The 16,341-nt window shown below is 70.1% G+C and carries 19 protein-coding genes; 7 read left to right on the plus strand and 12 right to left on the minus strand.

All coding sequences use genetic code 11. The annotated features are described in order from the left end of the window. Positions 1-242 precede the first annotated feature (242 nt). The 7 genes from add to HQ314_RS17880 form a co-directional block, all read right to left on the minus strand. Positions 243-1,250, minus strand: a complete 1,008-nt coding sequence (add, locus tag HQ314_RS17850) for an adenosine deaminase (protein WP_222650767.1) — start codon at positions 1,248-1,250, stop codon at positions 243-245. Next, positions 1,247-2,518, minus strand: coding sequence for a pyridoxal phosphate-dependent aminotransferase (locus HQ314_RS17855; protein ID WP_307096178.1), 1,272 nt, complete (start codon positions 2,516-2,518; stop codon positions 1,247-1,249). Before HQ314_RS17855 ends, add begins: the two co-directional genes overlap by 4 nt. 84 nt (positions 2,519-2,602) lie before the next feature. Next, the gene (locus HQ314_RS17860; RefSeq protein ID WP_222633033.1) at positions 2,603-3,250 is read right to left on the minus strand and encodes a hypothetical protein; all 648 of its coding nucleotides are present in this window, start codon (positions 3,248-3,250) and stop codon (positions 2,603-2,605) included. Then, entirely contained in the window at positions 3,247-3,825 is a 579-nt protein-coding gene (locus HQ314_RS17865) for a hypothetical protein (RefSeq protein ID WP_056443995.1), read from the minus strand. Before HQ314_RS17865 ends, HQ314_RS17860 begins: the two co-directional genes overlap by 4 nt. A 22-nt stretch (positions 3,826-3,847) precedes the next feature. After that, positions 3,848-4,120, minus strand: coding sequence for a DUF4235 domain-containing protein (locus HQ314_RS17870; RefSeq protein WP_027506952.1), 273 nt, complete (start codon positions 4,118-4,120; stop codon positions 3,848-3,850). Continuing rightward, positions 4,117-4,488, minus strand: a complete 372-nt coding sequence (locus HQ314_RS17875) for a DUF3618 domain-containing protein (RefSeq protein WP_222647317.1) — start codon at positions 4,486-4,488, stop codon at positions 4,117-4,119. The genes HQ314_RS17870 and HQ314_RS17875 overlap by 4 nt, the downstream gene beginning before the upstream one ends. Then, entirely contained in the window at positions 4,485-4,925 is a 441-nt protein-coding gene (locus HQ314_RS17880; protein ID WP_222650769.1) for a phage holin family protein, read from the minus strand. The genes HQ314_RS17875 and HQ314_RS17880 overlap by 4 nt, the downstream gene beginning before the upstream one ends. Positions 4,926-5,072: 147 nt before the next feature. Here HQ314_RS17880 and HQ314_RS21805 point away from each other — a divergent pair, with 147 nt between their 5' ends. Together HQ314_RS21805 and HQ314_RS17890 are read left to right on the plus strand one after the other, a co-directional pair. Next, complete coding sequence (locus HQ314_RS21805; protein WP_235579024.1) at positions 5,073-5,252, plus strand: DUF2613 domain-containing protein; 180 nt, start codon at positions 5,073-5,075, stop codon at positions 5,250-5,252. Positions 5,253-5,257: 5 nt separating this feature from the next. Continuing rightward, entirely contained in the window at positions 5,258-6,274 is a 1,017-nt protein-coding gene (locus HQ314_RS17890) for a DUF3068 domain-containing protein (RefSeq protein WP_162246758.1), read from the plus strand. Here HQ314_RS17890 and galK read toward each other — a convergent pair. Genes galK through HQ314_RS17910 form a run of 4 tightly spaced genes read right to left on the minus strand, consistent with a single transcriptional unit; the run spans position 6,265 to position 10,928 of the window. After that, positions 6,265-7,422, minus strand: a complete 1,158-nt coding sequence (gene galK, locus HQ314_RS17895; protein ID WP_222650770.1) for a galactokinase — start codon at positions 7,420-7,422, stop codon at positions 6,265-6,267. The genes HQ314_RS17890 and galK overlap by 10 nt on opposite strands. Continuing rightward, a complete protein-coding gene (gene galT / locus HQ314_RS17900; RefSeq protein WP_056444359.1) occupies positions 7,419-8,564 on the minus strand; it encodes a galactose-1-phosphate uridylyltransferase in 1,146 nt (381 codons plus the stop codon). The genes galK and galT overlap by 4 nt, the downstream gene beginning before the upstream one ends. 55 nt (positions 8,565-8,619) lie before the next feature. Then, positions 8,620-10,170, minus strand: coding sequence for a hypothetical protein (locus HQ314_RS17905; protein ID WP_222650771.1), 1,551 nt, complete (start codon positions 10,168-10,170; stop codon positions 8,620-8,622). Then, positions 10,155-10,928 carry an ABC transporter ATP-binding protein gene (locus HQ314_RS17910; RefSeq protein ID WP_222650772.1) on the minus strand — a complete coding sequence of 258 codons (774 nt, stop codon included), beginning with the start codon at positions 10,926-10,928 and terminating at the stop codon, positions 10,155-10,157. Before HQ314_RS17910 ends, HQ314_RS17905 begins: the two co-directional genes overlap by 16 nt. A gap of 85 nt (positions 10,929-11,013) precedes the next feature. Between HQ314_RS17910 and HQ314_RS17915 the strand changes: the two genes are divergently transcribed. The 5 genes from HQ314_RS17915 (at position 11,014) to lhgO (ending at position 15,107) form a co-directional block, all read left to right on the plus strand. Further along, positions 11,014-11,700, plus strand: coding sequence for an SOS response-associated peptidase (locus tag HQ314_RS17915; RefSeq protein WP_056444003.1), 687 nt, complete (start codon positions 11,014-11,016; stop codon positions 11,698-11,700). 69 nt (positions 11,701-11,769) lie between these two features. After that, a complete protein-coding gene (gene pnuC, locus HQ314_RS17920; RefSeq protein ID WP_037186937.1) occupies positions 11,770-12,399 on the plus strand; it encodes a nicotinamide riboside transporter PnuC in 630 nt (209 codons plus the stop codon). Then, the gene (locus tag HQ314_RS17925) at positions 12,396-13,448 is read left to right on the plus strand and encodes an AAA family ATPase (protein ID WP_222650773.1); all 1,053 of its coding nucleotides are present in this window, start codon (positions 12,396-12,398) and stop codon (positions 13,446-13,448) included. Before pnuC ends, HQ314_RS17925 begins: the two co-directional genes overlap by 4 nt. After that, positions 13,445-13,912, plus strand: a complete 468-nt coding sequence (locus tag HQ314_RS17930; protein WP_222640661.1) for an SRPBCC family protein — start codon at positions 13,445-13,447, stop codon at positions 13,910-13,912. The genes HQ314_RS17925 and HQ314_RS17930 overlap by 4 nt, the downstream gene beginning before the upstream one ends. Position 13,913: 1 nt before the next feature. Then, positions 13,914-15,107, plus strand: coding sequence for an L-2-hydroxyglutarate oxidase (gene lhgO / locus HQ314_RS17935; protein ID WP_222650774.1), 1,194 nt, complete (start codon positions 13,914-13,916; stop codon positions 15,105-15,107). 90 nt (positions 15,108-15,197) lie between these two features. Here lhgO and HQ314_RS17940 read toward each other — a convergent pair whose 3' ends face one another. Then, on the minus strand, positions 15,198-16,112 hold the full coding sequence (locus tag HQ314_RS17940; protein WP_222650775.1) for a type IV toxin-antitoxin system AbiEi family antitoxin domain-containing protein: 915 nt from the start codon (positions 16,110-16,112) through the stop codon (positions 15,198-15,200). Between the last annotated feature and the right edge of the window lie 229 nt (positions 16,113-16,341).

Here is a 16,341-nt window from a genome sequence, read left to right on the forward strand (position 1 = left end):
GCGCGGGTTCCGTGAGGCGCACACCCCCTGCAGCCTGCGGGGAGGGTGTGGAGCGCTGGACGGCGTGCGGTGGTGCCGGCGCTCCCGTAGGGGTTCCGGGTTCTCGTAGGTGTTGCAGCATCCGCGGGAACCTGGAACACCCGCGGGAATACGGGCACGCCGTGCTGCGAGGGTTCCGTGAGGCGCACACCCCCTGCAGCCTGCGGGGAGGGGTGTGGGTGGCTGGAGGGCGTGCAGCGCCCCTAGACCTCCGGGAGTTCGACCGCCGCGATCTCCGCCCGCAACTGCTCCTTCAGGTCCGCGTCCGCGTACGACGCGTCCACCCCCGCGAGGGCGAGCGAACGCAGAGCCGACGCGTCCAGCCCCATGCCGTGCGCGGCGAGGTACTCGGTGGTGAGGTCGGTGCCGAACATCGACGGGTCGTCGCTGTTGAGCGTCACCGTCAGCCCCGCGTCGATCATGGCCGGCAGCGGGTGCACGTCGAGCGACTCGACGACGCGGGTGCGGATGTTGGAGGTGGGGGACACGTCGAGCGGGATCCGGTGCTCGATCAGGTGCGCGACGAGCTCGGGGTCGCCGAGCGCGGCGATGCCGTGGCCGATGCGTTCGGCCCCCAGATCACGCAGCGCCGACCAGATGCTGTCCGGCCCGCCGGTCTCGCCCGCGTGGGGGAGTGAGTGCAGTCCCGCCACGCTCGCCCGCGCGAACACGTCGGCGAACTCCGCCCGCGGCACCTCGATGCCCCCGATGCCGAATCCGACGATCGAGTCGACGCGATGCGCCAGCACCGCGTCGAGGGTGCGGTTCGCGGCGTCGGTACCGAAGTCACCGGGGAAATCGGGGATCCATCGCGCGACGATGCCGGTCTCGGCCTCAGCACGCAGCCGGCCCTCCTCGACGCCCTCGAACACCGCCGCCGCGTCCACCCCACGCATGAGGTGCCCGAAGAGACTGATGTGCATCTCGGTGTACCGCACGGCGTGCGTCGCCAGCGCGGTGAGGCTGTCGTACGCGAGCCGCGCGAAGTCCTCGTGATCGCGCAGCACGCCGATCGACGTCAGGTACACCTCGATGAAGTGCGGGAAGTCCCGGAACTCGAACCACTCCCGCAGCGCGTCCTCCGTCCGCGGGATGGCCTCGACCTGATGCTTGTCGGCCAGCGCCTTCAGCGTGCTCGGCCACATCGACCCCTCGAGGTGGACGTGCAGCTCCACCTTGGGCAGCGCCTCGACGAACGCCCTGGCGGTCACTGTCGGTACGACGACAGGAAGTTGCCGAACCGTTCGATCGCCGTGCGCAGATCGCGGGCCCACGGCAGCGTGACGATGCGCAGGTGATCGTGGTCGGGCCAGTTGAAGCCGGTTCCCTGCACCACCAGGATCTTCTCCTGCAGCAGCAGGTCCTGCACCAGCTTCTCGTCGCTGTGGATCTCGTGCACCTCGGGATCGAGGCGCGGGAAGGCGTACAGCGCACCGCGCGGCTTGACGCAGCTCACGCCGGGAATGGCGTTGAGTCCCTCCCACGCGACGTCACGCTGTTCGAGCAGTCGCCCGCCCGGCAGGATGAGGTCCCCGATGCTCTGGTGGCCACCGAGTGCGACCTGAATGGCATGCTGCGCAGGCACATTGGGGCACAGCCGGGTGGACGCCAGCAGATTGATGCCCTCCAGGAAGCCCGCGGCGTGGTCCTTGGGTCCGGTGATCGCGAGCCAGCCCGCGCGGTATCCGGCCACCCGGTAGGCCTTGGAGAGACCGTTGAAGGTGAGGCACAGCAGGTCCGGCGCCATCGTCGCCATGGACACGTGCTGGGCGCCGTCGTAGAGGATCTTGTCGTAGATCTCGTCGGCCAGCAGCAACAGGCTGTGCTTGCGTGCCAGCGCCGCGATCCCCCGCAGCACCTCTTCGGAGTACACCGCACCCGTCGGGTTGTTCGGGTTGATGACCAGCAGCGCTTTGGTGCGATCGGTGATCTTCGACTCGATGTCCGCGAGGTCCGGGTTCCAGTCGTTCTCCTCGTCGCAGCGGTAGTGCACCGCCTTACCACCGGACAGCGTCGTCATCGCCGTCCACAGCGGGTAGTCGGGCGCCGGGATGAGGACCTCGTCGCCGTCGTCGAGCAGCGCCTGCATCGTCATCGTGATCAGCTCGGACACGCCGTTACCGAGGTAGATGTCGTCGACGTCGAGGAACGGGAAGCCGTCGACCAGCTCGTAGCGAGTGACGATGGCGCGGCGGGCCGACATGATGCCCTTGGACTCGGAGTACCCCTGAGCCGTGGGGAGCGCGGCGATCATGTCGCGCACGATGACGTCGGGTGCCTCGAAGCCGAACGGCGCCGGGTTGCCGATGTTGAGCTTCAGAATGCGGTGGCCCTCGGCCTCGAGACGGGCGGCGTGGGCGTGCACGGGTCCACGGATCTCGTAGAGGACGTTCTGCAGCTTGACGGACTGCTCGAGCGGGCGCAGCGTGCGCTGGCCGGCCTGGCGCGGCGTCGTGTCTGATGTGCTCACGTCCGCCATCGTCTCACTGCCGGCCCCGTCGAGTGGTCTGCCCCCGAGCAGTCCAGTGACTGTCGGGGGCAGACGGTGAGTCGACGGGCGGTGTCAGCTGTCCTTCGACGCCTCCGCGACGTCCGCCAGGCGTTCGGCGTCGTCGCGCTTCTCGGCGGCGTCCTCGAGCTTCTCCGCCGCGTCCTCGATCTCCTCGGTGCGCGGAGCCTTGGCCTCGGCCTCGCGGCGTTCGACCTCCGACAGCTTCGCTTCACGCTCGGCCTCGGCCGCCGAGATCCGCTTGTCGGCGATGTCGTCGGCGCGCGACTTGCGGTCCTCGAGTCGTGCGGCGGCCTTCTTGCCCGCGGCCACCTTGTTCTCGATCTCCTGGTCGGCCGCGTCGGTCGCCTTCTCCTCGGCGGTCTCGCGAGCCTTCTTCGCCCGCGTCGTCGCCTCGTCGACCCTGTTCTGCGTCTCGCGCGTCGCCTGTGCACGCTTCTCGCGGGCCTGTGCCTCGAGACGGGTGGCCTTCTCCAGATCCGCGGCCGCGCTGCGCATCTTCTGGCCGCGCCGCGCGAGGTCCTCGTCACCCAGGACGGCACCCGCGGTGGCGTCGATGCCTCCGACGATCTGCTGGTACGTCGCACGGACCGGACCCTCGGCGTCGAGCCGACTGATCACGGTGGACTCGAACGCCTGCAGCGGAAGTCGCGCGATCGAGTACTGCAGTCGCAGGATCCGGCGGGGCAGGGACAGGCTCACTTGGTCTCCTCGGTGTCGGTCGACGCGGCCTCGCGCTCGGCCCGGGCGGCGCGCTCGCGTGCCTGCGCCGCCTCCTGCTCCAGTGCGTCGGCCTCGTCGAGCTTCTCGTCGTACTCGCTTCGCGCAGCGGAGATCTCGTCGGCCGCACGGGCCTCCTCCTGCTGCCGCTCGCTGGTGGCCTCGGCGATGCGCCGCTCCGACTGCGCCTCGGCGGCGACGCGACCCTGCTCGGCGTCACGCATCGCGTCGGCTTCCGCCGTCGTGTGCGCACGGAGCCGATCGTTCTGTGCCGCAGCCTCGGACGCGTCGGTACGGTCCTCGACGGACTGCCGTGCGACGTCCGCCTCGGCCTCCGTCTCGGCGATGTCCTGCTGCGCCTCCTCGATCTCGAGGGCGGCGGCGGTCTCGGTGGCCTCGGCCTCGCGGCGGCGTTCCACCTCCGCCTGCTCGAGCCGTCCGCGATCGGCGAGTTCGTCGTTGTTGGTCACGGCACCGGCCACTTCCTTCGCCCGGCCCTTGATCTTGTCGACGAAGTCGCTGCGCGCCTCGGAGGCTGCACCCTGGTTCTCGGTCACGAAAGGCTCCTTCTGATGATCGTCACTTGGGGTCTTCCTTGGCGAGTGCGCGAAATCCCTTGGCGCCGGCGCGGTCGACCCCGGCCTTGACCAGCCCGTACACGACACCGTGCAGCGCTGCGGCGATCAGGACCTCACGGTTGGTGCGTGAGAGGTCCTTCGGATCGGGCATCTCGGCGTCGTTCTTGCCGACGCGCTTGTAGATCTGGTTGAAGATCTGTCCGGCGACCAGTCCACCGACGATGCTCGTGGCCAGGGAGAGCGGCTTGTAGAACGCCTTCGACGTGCTGGTCATCGGCCGGCCAGGATGTCGAGGACGGTCTGCCGGCGCAGCGCCGTGCGCGCACGGCGGCGGCGGACCAGGGCCACGAGGACCACGGCGGCGAGCGCACCGGCGAGCGAGATGCCCGCGACCTGCGGGTTCTCCTTCACCTGCGCGACACCCTCCTGTGCCTTGGCGACGCCCTGCTGAGCTACCTCCTGCACCTTCTCCGTCGACTCGTGGGCCGCGGCGGAGACGCGAGCGGGCACGTCGACCTTGGCCGCGAGCGCCTCGACGGTCTCGGCCAGCTCCTCGCGCTGCTGCTCGACGGACGGCGGCTCGGCATCGGCCTCGGTACGCAGGGCGTGACGCGGTTCGGACGCGTCCTTCGGGTCGGTCATGAGTGAGCCTTTCGGGCGTTCTGGACGGTCTCGACGTCGCGCTGGACGCTGGCGACGGTGGCGGCAGGTGCAGGCGGAACGGCATTTTTCGCCTTGGTCGCGCCGACCTTGGCGAGGATGCCGCCGACGATCAGCAGGACGACGGCGACGATCAGTGCCGCGAGCCACGGGTCGAGCACCGTCGCCAGGCCGAGGACGGCGGTGGCGACGAGGGTCGCGAGGCCCAGGAACAGCAGCAGGGCGCCGGCGCCGGAGACACCGATGCCGACCCCGAGCTTGGTGCCCTTCGACTTGACCTCGTCGAGTGCGCTGCTCACCTCGGTGCGCACCAGCGTGCTCACCTGCTGGGTCAGGCGCTCGACCAATTGCACGGTGGACAGATCGGCCGCGGCCGGTGCGCGGCCGCCCGTATCGCTCGTGTGCCGGGATTCGTTCATGAGCCGGGTTGTACCCGCGACCCGACCGGGCGAAACGGGAGCCTCCAGAGGTCCGCGCCCAGATCGTGGACTGTTCACAACGTCGGGACGGCCTCGGGTGGTGTCCGAAATGACACAGTTGGACGTCGAGGATCGGATGTGGGGGACGTGGCTGTGAGAAGTGTCGTGGTGCCGGCTGTGGCCAGCCTGCTCGTGGGTGGGGTGTTGTCCGCGGGCGCGGTGGTGGGCCTGACATGGTCCGCCGAGGAGACCGTCCGGCCGGAGCCGGTGGTCACCGCCGATCCGTCGGCCTCGGTGCTCGGCGACGTGCAGTACGGGAGCAGGTGATCGACGTGGCGCGACCGACCCTCCTGCGCGGCAGCGCGTGTGTCCTGCTCGCGATCGGCAGTGCGGCCGTGGTGGGGGCGATCATGCTGCCCACCTACGTCGAGCATCGACTCGCGGTGACGCCCCTGGACATCCGCACCACGACGGTCGCGGTCACCGATCCGGGAACCGGCGGCGACGTGCTCGACGCGACGTCCATCACGCGTCCCGGCCCGCTGTCCGTGGCCACCGGGGTCCCGCTGGTGGTGCAGCGCTTCATCACCACCGAGGATCCGAGCGACGCGGATCGCGTGACGTTCCAGTCCGGCGCGACCGTGCGCCGTGCGGACCGGGAGGGCGATGCCGGTCTGCTGACCGCGTCGGTCGACCGGGTCACCGTCGATCGACGCACGTCGCAGCCGGTCGATCCGGTGGCGTCGTTGCAGACCACCGTCGGCAAGCCGGCCATCCCGGTGCCGCGGACCGGATATCAGCAGCGCTTCCCGTTCGACACCCAGCCGATCACGTACTCGGTCTACGACGCGACGGCCTGGACGAGCTTCCCTGCAGAGTTCGTCGAGGAGATCTCGATGGACGGGCTCCCGATCTACCACTTCCGCACGCAGGTCACCGGTGCCGATCTCTCCGAGACGACGCAGTCGCCGATCAACTCCGTGACGCTGCCCGCGTCGAAGTGGGGGCTCGAGGGGCTCGGTGAGCAGTCGATCACCATGAAGCGGTACTACTCCACCGTCCGCGACATCTACGTCGAGCCGCGCAGCGGCAGTCTCGTCGGCGGTCGTGAGCAGCCCTACCAGTACTTCGCGCGCGACCCTGCCGTTCCGGAGGTCACCGTGTTCAAGGCGACCCTCGGGCTCGACGAGGACGGGCAGAAGGAGCAGCTCGACCGCGCCCGCGAGTCGGCCACCAAGCTGATGTGGCTCACCGACCGCGGACCTGTGCTGCTGTGGTCCGTCGGGGGTGTCGGTCTGGTTCTGGGTGCGGCGCTACTCGTCGTCTCGGGTCGGCGTTCTCAGCGCTGACGGTGCGCTGCCCCGGACGGGGTGGCGGTGAGGAAGGTGGGGGTGGGCAGCCCGGCTGCCGATGCCGCCTCGGTGACCGCGTCCGCGACCGCCTCGGTGCGCGTCCGGTCGACCAGGGCGATGGCCGAACCGCCGAACCCGCCGCCGGTCATCCGGGCGCCGAACGCGCCGGCGTCCAGCGATGCCCGGACGGCGGAGTCCAGTTCGGGCGAGCTCACCTCGTAGTCGTCACGCAGTGATCGGTGCGATGCGGTCAGCAGCGCCCCCAACACCGCGAGATCGGGTGTGGCGTTCAGGAGTTCGGCCGCTTGCTCCACGCGGACGATCTCGCTGGTGACGTGCCGGACGCGTGCCGCCGACACCTGGTCGGTCATCGCGGACGCCGCCGCCTCCGGGTCGAGACCGCGCAGAGTCGTCACGCCGAGGTCGGCGCACGCCTTCTCGATCGACGCGCGCCGCCGGCCGTACTGACCGTCGACCAGCCGATGCGGTGCGTTCGTGTCGATGACGAGGATCTCCGCGTCCGGGAGATCGAGCGGAATCTGCCGGGAGGAGAAGTCGAGACAGTCCAGCAGCAGCGCGTGGCCCGGTTCCGCGAGCATCGCGATCGACTGATCCATCCCGCCCGTCGATGCGCCGGCGATCTCGTTCTCGGCGCGGATGCACGCGTCGATCAGTGCCCGCCGGTCGGCGTCGAGATCGAACAGGTCCCGGAGTGCCACCGCCACAGCACATTCGAGAGCAGCCGAGCTGGACAGGCCGGAGCCCACGGGGACGGACGAGTGCACCGCGATGTCCGCGCCCATCGTGAGCCCCAGCGCCCACGAGACGCCGGCGACGTACGCGCCCCACCCGTCCGGGCTGCCGGGAGCGATGGCCGACAGTGCGATACCCCAGTGCATGTCGGAGCCTGTCGACGCCGCCCGCAGTACTGCGTCGTCGCGTCGGCGGGCCGCGACGGCGGTGACGTAGGGCAACGCGAAGGGAAGGACGAGCCCGCCCGCGTAGTCCACGTGCTCGCCGATCAGGTTCACCCGTCCCGGCGCGATCCAGACGCCGTCCGGCTCGCCGCCGAAGGTCGTGCGGAACCGTTCGACGGCACCGTCGGCGAGCTCGGTCTCGTCGACGACCGGCAGCCACGCGGTCACGCGAGCACCTCCCGGAACCTGTCCGCGATGGCCTCGGGTGTCGTGTCGTTGATCCACGCGCCCATGGCGGACTCGGATCCGGCCAGGAACTTCATCCGCCCCGGCGATCGCATCATCGAGAACAGCTGCAGGTGCAGACTCCCCAGGTCACGGTCCGCACCGACGGGCGCCTGATGCCACGCGGCGATGTAGGGCACCTCGTCGACGCCCTCGAAGAAGTCGTCGACGGCACGCAGCAGAGCGCGATACACACCGGCCAACGCGTCGCGTTCGGCCGTCGACAACGCAGCGAGATCGGGAACGGCGCGGCGCGGGGCGAGGTGCACCTCGACGGGCCAGCGGGCGGCCGCCGGCACGTAGGCCACCCAGTGCTCGGTGTCGACGACGATGCGGCGGCCGGACCGCAGCTCGGTGTCCAGTACGTCGGACAGCAGTGAGCGACCGGTGCGCTCCCGGTGCAGCCGGGACTGCCGGATCATCGCGTCGGTCCTCTGCGGCAGGTACGGGTAGGCGTAGATCTGCCCGTGCGGGTGAGTGAGGGTCACCCCGATCTCCCGCCCCCGGTTCTCGAAGCAGACCACCTGGCGCACCCCCGGGAGGGCGGACAGCGCCTCGGTGCGGTCGGCCCACACGTCGACGATGGTGCGCACCCGGTGCAGGTCGAGCGAGGCGAAGGAGGCGTCGGGGTCGCTGGCGAAACACACCACCTCGCACCGGCCCGTGCCGGCAGCGAGCGGCCAGAGCTCCTCGCCGTCGACGTGCGACGGAAGGTGCTGCGCCGCTGCCGACTGCGCGAGGGAGGGGAAGCGATTCTCGAAGACCACGACGTCGTAGTCGGCAGCGGGGATCTCGGTGGGTGGGCGTCCCGGGCGGCTCGGCGCGAGCGGGGACGCGTCGGGCGGTGGGAGAAACGTGCGGTCCATCCGCTGCGCGGCGATGACCACCCAGTCGCCGGTGAGCACGTCGAGTCGCATCTGCGACAACGACTCCGACGCGGGGAGGGGGCGCGTGTCCACCAGGTCCCGCGTCTTCTTCCCGGACACCCAGGGCTCGGAGTCGTCGAAGTACAGCAACTCTCGACCGTCGGCGAGGGTGGTGCTGGTCTTGCGAACGACGTGCGTCGACGGTTCGTGCATGGTCATGCCTGTGTGTTCCTCGCTCTCGGCTCCCCGGACCACATCGTGCACGGAATCGTGATCAGGCGCTGACGGTTGCGAAGATCTCCGGGCCTCGGCTGGTCACCAGAGCGACGGCTCGACGCCGGGCCACCGCCACGAGGCATCCGCCGAGCAGCAGGGAGACGACGGGCGCGAGCCAGACGAGGACGCCCGGGAGGGCCAGCGCGATCAGGACGCCCGGCAGGCACAGGAGGGCACCCCCGGCCATCACGGCGAGCGTCCACCCGATCGCACGGCCGGTCATCGACCCGCGGGAGTTGAACGCGCTCCCCGCGGTCTGTCCTGCGACGACGTACGGGCTGGCCGCCGACTGCACGGCGCCGGCCGCGGCAGTGGCCAGGGACGCGGCCACGACGACGGCGGCCGCCACGGGGAGAGTGCGCGGCGACGGATCGCCGACGAGGCGACCGAGGACAGTCCCGACGGCGCCGAACACCACGGCCACCACCGCCGCGATGACGAGACGCGCGTCGATGACGCGTCGCGCCACACCCGGCGCCGACGTGACGCGCCACGCCGCTGCGCCGTCGAGGCCGTACGAGTTGGCGAACATGCTGCTCGTCAGCAGGATTACGATCGGTGCGCCGTACTGCAGGCCGTAGATGTCGGTCGAGGTGGCCATGAGCACGACTCCGACGAGCAGGAACACCCCCGGCATCGTCAGCAGTCCCACTCGGCGCGGATCGACCAGCAGCAACCTGCTCTCGGCGGCGATGGCCGTGATCATCGGTCCACGCGCACGGAACGTCGTCGTCGTCCGACGGCGGTCGGTCCGGGAACGGGGCGGCGTGCTGTCGAGCGCGGCCGACACCGCCGAGGTCCACCACCGCACCACCAGTGCGCCGAGTCCGGCGAGCGCGACGGCGACGAGGACGGGCACCCACCACCTCCCGTCGTCGACTGCCTCGCTCGACACCGCCGCCCATCCCGTCGGCAGGACGCGCACCGCGGTGCGCAGAAAGGTGTTGTCGGCGAACGACGTCGAGACGTTGCCGAGCAGAAGGAAGGCCGCGTACGCGGCCGCGGCGACGACGGTGCCACCGATCGTCGAGAGGATGCGGCCGCGTGGAGTGCGCGATGCCGCATCCAGGCGGAGGACGGCGACACGGGACACGGCGAGCGCGACACCGACGGTGAGCAGGGCGATCACGGCGGTCACGATGCGTGCCACGGGCGAGACGTCCGGAACCGCGACGGGCGTGAGGGCGAGTCCGACGACGAGGAAGACGGTCACCCCGCTGCGCGCACCGATGAGGGCGAGGGCTCTCCGCAGATCGTCGGCACGCACCGGTAGGTGGCGCACGTGTGCCGGGACGAGTCCGCGATCGCCCACTCCGGTCAGCAGGGGAGCGACGACGGTGAGGACTACCACCACCACGGCGCACAGTGCGGCGAGCGTGGCACGCGCCGAGGGCTGTGCGCTCAGCGTGATCGCGTACATCGCCCCGAGCGACGCGATCGCGGTGATCACGATCGCGATGCGGGCACCCGATCCGGTTGCTGCTCTGCGTATCTCGCGATCCAACGACAACAGTGTGCGGACCGGCGCGCTGATCATGAGCCCAGCCATGGCAACTCGGCCGCCTGGTCACCGCCGCCGACCGCGTCGAACAGCGCGCCCTCGAGGGTGCCGCCGGCACGCACGTCGTCGATCGTGCCGGCGGCCAGCAGAGAGCCGCGGGCGAGAATGGCCACGTGCGAGCACATCTGCTCGATGAGCGGCATGGAGTGACTCGACACCATCGCGGTGCCGCCCCGCGCGACGAAACTCTCGAGAAGGTGCCGAATGGTGCGGGCGGACATGGGGTCCACCGCCTCCAGCGGCTCGTCGAGCACGAGGAGCCGCGGCGAGTGGATCATCGCCGCGGCCAGGCCGATCTTCTTCTTCATTCCGGCGCTGTACGTGGAGACCGCGCGGTCACCGGCCTCGGCGATGTCCAGCACCGCGAGCAGTTCCTCGCAGCGTTCGTGCGCCACCGCCGGATCGAGACCGTGCAGCACTCCGACGTAGTGCAGTGCGCGCCGACCGGGCAGGGCCTCGGGGAGGGACGGCCCGTCGGGAAGCAGTCCGACGCGCCCGCGGGCGGCGACCGGGTCGGCCCACACGTCGTGACCGTCGGTCCACACCTGCCCGGCGGACGGTCGCACGATGCCCGTCGCCATCGACAGGAACGTGGTCTTGCCTGCTCCGTTGGGTCCCACCAGCCCGTACAGCGTGCCGGGCGGTACGAACAACGACAGGTCGCGCACGGCCGGTGCGCTCCCGTCGTACTGCTTGCTCAGCCCCCACGACTGCAGCGCGCCGGGTGTCTCGTCCACGGTCGACATGCGATCCCCCTCGTCGGTTGCGGTACTTTCCGACACTAACCAGACCGCCTGGCATGTCGCTACCCGTGCGGGGCAGAATCGAGGGATGTGCGGTCGCTACGCCAGTACCCGGTCCGACGACGACCTGTCGTCCATCTTCGATGCCGCCGTGGCGCTGGGGGAGGCGCCGGAACCGTCCTACAACGTGGCGCCCACGGATCCGGTGCGCATCGTGCTCGAGCGTGGGGAGGAAGCGCGCCAGCTGCGGACGGTTCGATGGGGTCTGATCCCGTCGTGGGCGAAGGACCGGAAGATCGCGAGCAGGCTGATCAACGCGCGGTCCGAGACCATCACCGAGAAGCCGGCGTTCCGCAAGGCCGCGGCGAAGCGGCGCTGCCTCGTTCCCGCCGACGGGTACTACGAGTGGGAGAAGCGCGAGGGGAAGAAGATCCCGCACTTCCTGCACACGGACGGTGTTCTCGCGATGGCGGGACTGTACGAGCTGTGGCCGGATCCCGCACTGCCCGAGGATGATCCGGGCAAATGGGTGTGGACCACGACTGTGCTCACCACGACGGCCACCGACGCGCTGGGGCACATCCACGACCGGTCACCCGTCGTGGTGCCTGCGGACATGCGCGATGCCTGGTTGGACCCGACGCTGACCGATCTCGGCGCGGTGGCGGACCTGGTCCAGTCGATGCCCGAGCCGCACCTGTCTCCGTACGAGGTGAGCACGGCCGTCAACAGCGTGCGCAACAACGGGCCGCAGTTGCTCGAGCCGGTGGCCTGACCAGGGGTCGAGTTGCACTTCGAGCACTTCTGCGCCATGCTTAGCGCATAATCACGCTAAGGAGGCGTCATGACCCTGATCGAGTGGCTCGGATCCACCGCGTTCGTGTCCTTCGGGGCACCCACGTCGTGGGTCGAGGTCGTCGGATTCGTCACGGGCGCCACCTGCGTCGTCCTGGTCGCACGGCAGTCGGTGTGGAACTGGCCCATCGGTATCGCCAACAATCTGGCGTTCGTCCTGCTGTTCTTCGGCGCCGGGCTGTTCGCCGACGCGGCGCTGCAGTTCGTCTACATCGCTCTCGCCGTGTCCGGATGGGTCCTGTGGGTCGGCGGCGGCACGCAGGGTCCGCTGGTGGTCACGTCCACCAGCCGTCGGGAATGGTGGTGGCTCGGCGCCGTCGGCGTGACGGCCACGTTGGCCATGACGTGGTTCCTCGACACCGCGACGACGTCGGTCGTGCCGTTCTGGGACGCGGTGACCACCGTGCTGTCACTGCTGGCGACGTGGGGCCAGGTGACGAAGCGTCGCGAGTCCTGGTTTCTGTGGATCGCCGCGGACGTCGTGTACGTGCCGCTCTACCTCTACAAGGACCTGGTGCTGACCGGTGTTCTCTATCTGGGATTCATCGCGCTGTGCGTTGCCGGGCTGCGAGCGTGGACACGGTCGATGACCCCCGCCGCCGTCGAGGTGCCGGCATGAGGCACGCGCTGATCATCGGCAAGTTCTATCCGCCGCACGTCGGTCACCACGCGATGGTCCGGTTCGCCGCCACGGTGGCCGACCGGGTGACCGTCGTGGTGATGGCAGCCACCGTGGAGTCGGTGTCTCTGCGAGACCGTGTGGCGTGGATGACCGAGTCGCACGCAGGCGACGAGACGGTCACGATCACCGGCATCGTCTGCGACGCACCGATCGACCACACCTCACGGGCCGTGTGGGCGGCCCAGGTGGCGTGCATGCGCGCGGCCGTCGGGAACGAGCCCGTCGACGTGGTGGTCACCAGCGAGCCGTACGGCGAGGAACTGGCGCGGTGGTTCGACGCTCGACACGTGCCGTTCGATCTGCCGCGCAGCACCTTCCCGGTGTCCGGGACCGCGTGTCGACGCGACCTCGCCGCCTCGTGGCGCTGCCTCGACGCGCCCGCCCGAGCCGGTCTGGCGACGCGCATCGTCGTGGTGGGTTCCGAGTCGACGGGCACCACCACCGTCGCCGGAGCGCTGGCTGCCCACTTTCGGCAACGGTGGCCGGACACCGAGTGCGTCGACGAGTTCGGCCGGCAGGACACCCTCGACAAGGTCGCGGAGGTCGGATCGGTCGACGACATCGTGTGGACCGGTGACGACTTCGCCCGCATCGCGCGCACCCAGACTGCCCACGAGGACGCGGCAGCGCGGCGCGGATCGCCTGTGCTGATCTGCGACACCGACGCGTTCGCGACGACGGTGTGGGAGCGGCGTTACCTCGGCCCCGAGTCACACCACGCCGTCGCCGACGATCGCCCCGCCGTGTATCTGGTGACGGATCATCACGGAGTTCCGTTCGTGCAGGACGGTATTCGTGACGGTGAACAAGTGCGGGCGGACATGACCGGGTGGTTCCTCGACGCGCTCACGCGCACCGGCAGGTCCTGGGTGTTGTTGACGGGGAGCCGTGAGGAGCGCCTGCAGTTGGCGATCCGGGTGGCGGAGCAGGAACTTCGGCGACGAACCACCTTCACGGCGCCGCTCGGCGGCATACTCGAGGCATGACCGCACTCGAGCATTCCGACTCCATCGTGATCGCCGCGTCGCCCGACGCCGTGTACGCCCTCGTCTCCGACGTCACCCGGACCGGGGAGTGGAGCCCGATCTGCCAGGAGTGCTGGTGGAACGACGGTGGCAGCGCCGACGTGGTCGGGTCCACCTTCACCGGGCGCAACGTCACCGCCGACCGCACCTGGGAGACGGTCTCGACTGTCGCCGTCGCCATCCCGGGCACCGAGTTCGCCTGGCTCGTCGGCGACTCGTTCGTGCGGTGGGGATACACCCTCGAGGCGATCGACGAGAACTCGACGCAGCTCACCGAATCGTGGCTGTTCACCGACCAGGGGATCGAGTACTTCCACACGAAGTTCGGCGATCGCGCGCAGGAGGAGATCGAGATCCGCCGTACCGCCGCACTCGACGGGATTCCCCGCACGCTCGCCGCGATCAAGGCAATCGTCGAGTCCTGACATGCACGGTGAGCACGTGGTGGTGGTCGGGGCCGGCATCGTGGGCCTCGCGACGGGGCGGGCGCTGGTGCGCCGCGGGTACCGGGTGACGGTGCTGGACAAGGAGTCGGACACCGCGACTCATCAGACGGGCAACAATTCCGGTGTCATCCATTCGGGTCTCTACTACGCGCCCGGCAGCCTCAAGGCCACGCTCGCCGTGTCCGGTTCCGTGTCGATGCGGGACTTCGCCCGCGAGCACGACCTACCCGTCGACGTCTGCGGCAAGCTCGTGATCGCCACCACCGAGGCGCAGGTACCGGCACTGCGAGCCCTGGCCGAGCGCGGCGCCGTCAACGGGGTGCCGTGTCGGATGATCACCGCGGACGAGGCTCGAGAGTACGAACCCGCGGTGCGCGCGGTGGCGGCGCTGCGGGTGGAGTCCACCGGCATCGTCGACTACCGGGCGGTGTGTGCCCGGCTGCGACGCGAGATCGAGGACGCCGGCAGCGACGTGCTGCTGGGCGCCGAGGTCGTCGCGATCAGTGGATCGGTCGAGGTGCGCTGTCGCACAGGGCAGTCGGAGACGCTGATCGCTGCCGACCTGCTGGTGAACTGCGCCGGACTGCACAGCGACCGCATCGCCCGCATGGCCGGAGTCACCCCGGCCGTCCGCATCCTGCCGTTCCGCGGCGAGTACTTCGAACTGGCACCGCAGTACAGCCACCTGGTGCGCGGGCTCATCTATCCGGTGCCCGACCCGACGCTGCCTTTTCTTGGCGTCCACCTCACCCGCATGATCGACGGCACCGTTCATGCCGGACCGAATGCCGTTCTCGCACTGGCGCGCGAGGGCTATCGGTGGCGCGACATCGCGCCGCGCGACGTGGCCGACGCGCTGGCATGGCCCGGGCTGTGGCGACTCGGTCGGCGCTACTGGCGCACCGGAGCGCAGGAGGTGGCGCGGTCGGTGTCGTCCGCGCGCTTCCTCGCCAGTCTGCGCGAGCTGGTGCCGGACCTGCCCTCGGACAGCCTCGTCCCCACCCATGCGGGAGTGCGGGCGCAGGCGATCCACCGCAGCGGTGCACTGGTCGACGACTTCTACTACGAACAGCGGCCCGGGCAGGTGCACGTGCTCAACGCGCCCTCACCCGCCGCCACCGCGGCGCTGGGTATCGCGGAGCACATCGTCGGGCAGTTGGAGGGGGCGCGTTAGGGGCGGTGTGTCTTCGGGTGCTGCTGGTGGCGCCGTGCACCGGTTGCGTTGAGCTGCACCCCGTTCCGCAGGCTGGAGGCGGTGTGGATGTCACGGTCGGCGTGCGGATCGCGCCTCGGCGCGGCGGATCCGCCCGATGATCGACTCGGGGAACTCCAGATCGCCCCACGTCCAGCGCGCCATCTCGTACCCCGTGTCTCGGATCTCGTCCTCCCGGAGCTTCTCGCGCCACAGCACGTCAGCGGGAGTGTCACCCGTGGGCACGAGGCGGCCGTACTTCACGCGCCCGTCGAACTCGCCCACCACGTTCGACTCGGGCAGGAAGAAGTCCACGCGATGAGATCTTCTCGCGCAGTGCACCACCCGCTGCACCTCGACGACGAAGCCCGACTCGTGGAGCAGTACGCGGCTCCGTGACTCGCCGACGCTCTCCGCTCCCGCGTTCATGAACCGAGCCACCCGCAGCGCCCGAGCGTGGCCGTTGCGGGTCGGCCGTCGGGCGAGCACCGCCGCCACCTCCGTGCCGAGTACCCCGAGCCGACGCGCGGCATCGTCCGCCGCGCAGACGGCCTGCTCGAACGGGAGGCTGCAGGCCAGGTCCGCGATCGTGCGGGCCACAGTGGTCACGCGGAGGCCCTCCGCCTCGGTGATCTCGTCCGGGTCGTAAGGCGATGCGTGCACTGTGCGGAGCTGTCCGCCGCGACCCCCTGTTCTACGGTTCCGCGTCAGGTGGACGGTGCCCAGCGGCACGTCCCACAGCGTGATCCCGTGCAGTAGGGCGGCACTCGCGTGGCTCGACACGGTGTCGGGGGCGGTTGCGCGCGCCATGGTGGCCCGCACGACGAGGAGGTGCCGATCGGTGTCGGTCAGGTTCTCGATGTCACGCGCACCCGCGTAGGCCCCGCGGCGCAGGCGGGTGAGGGTGCCGTCGCGGCAGAGTCGGCGGAGCTCGGAGTCGGTGAATCCGTCGGTCAATGCCTGAGAGCGCGTGATGATGCGAGCCATGCCCCGATCGTTGCCGCACCGGTGGTGCTCGGGCGGGGCTCCGGTGCCGCGCTGGGGATGGCCCGAGGCCTGTGGATGCGTGAGCTGCACAGAGTCCGTGACGCGTACACCCCTCGCAGCACGCCGGACAGGGTGTCTGAGGCGGCAAGTGGTGTGTGGCTCTGGGGGAGCGGAGCCGCGTGCCGGGTGCTGCCTTCTGCGGTGCGGGGCCTGTGGTGCCTTCTGCGGT

Origin of the sequence: Rhodococcus sp. BP-332 (genome assembly GCF_019836065.1) — a bacterium.
In the GTDB taxonomy this organism is placed as follows: Bacteria; Actinomycetota; Actinomycetes; order Mycobacteriales; family Mycobacteriaceae; genus Rhodococcoides.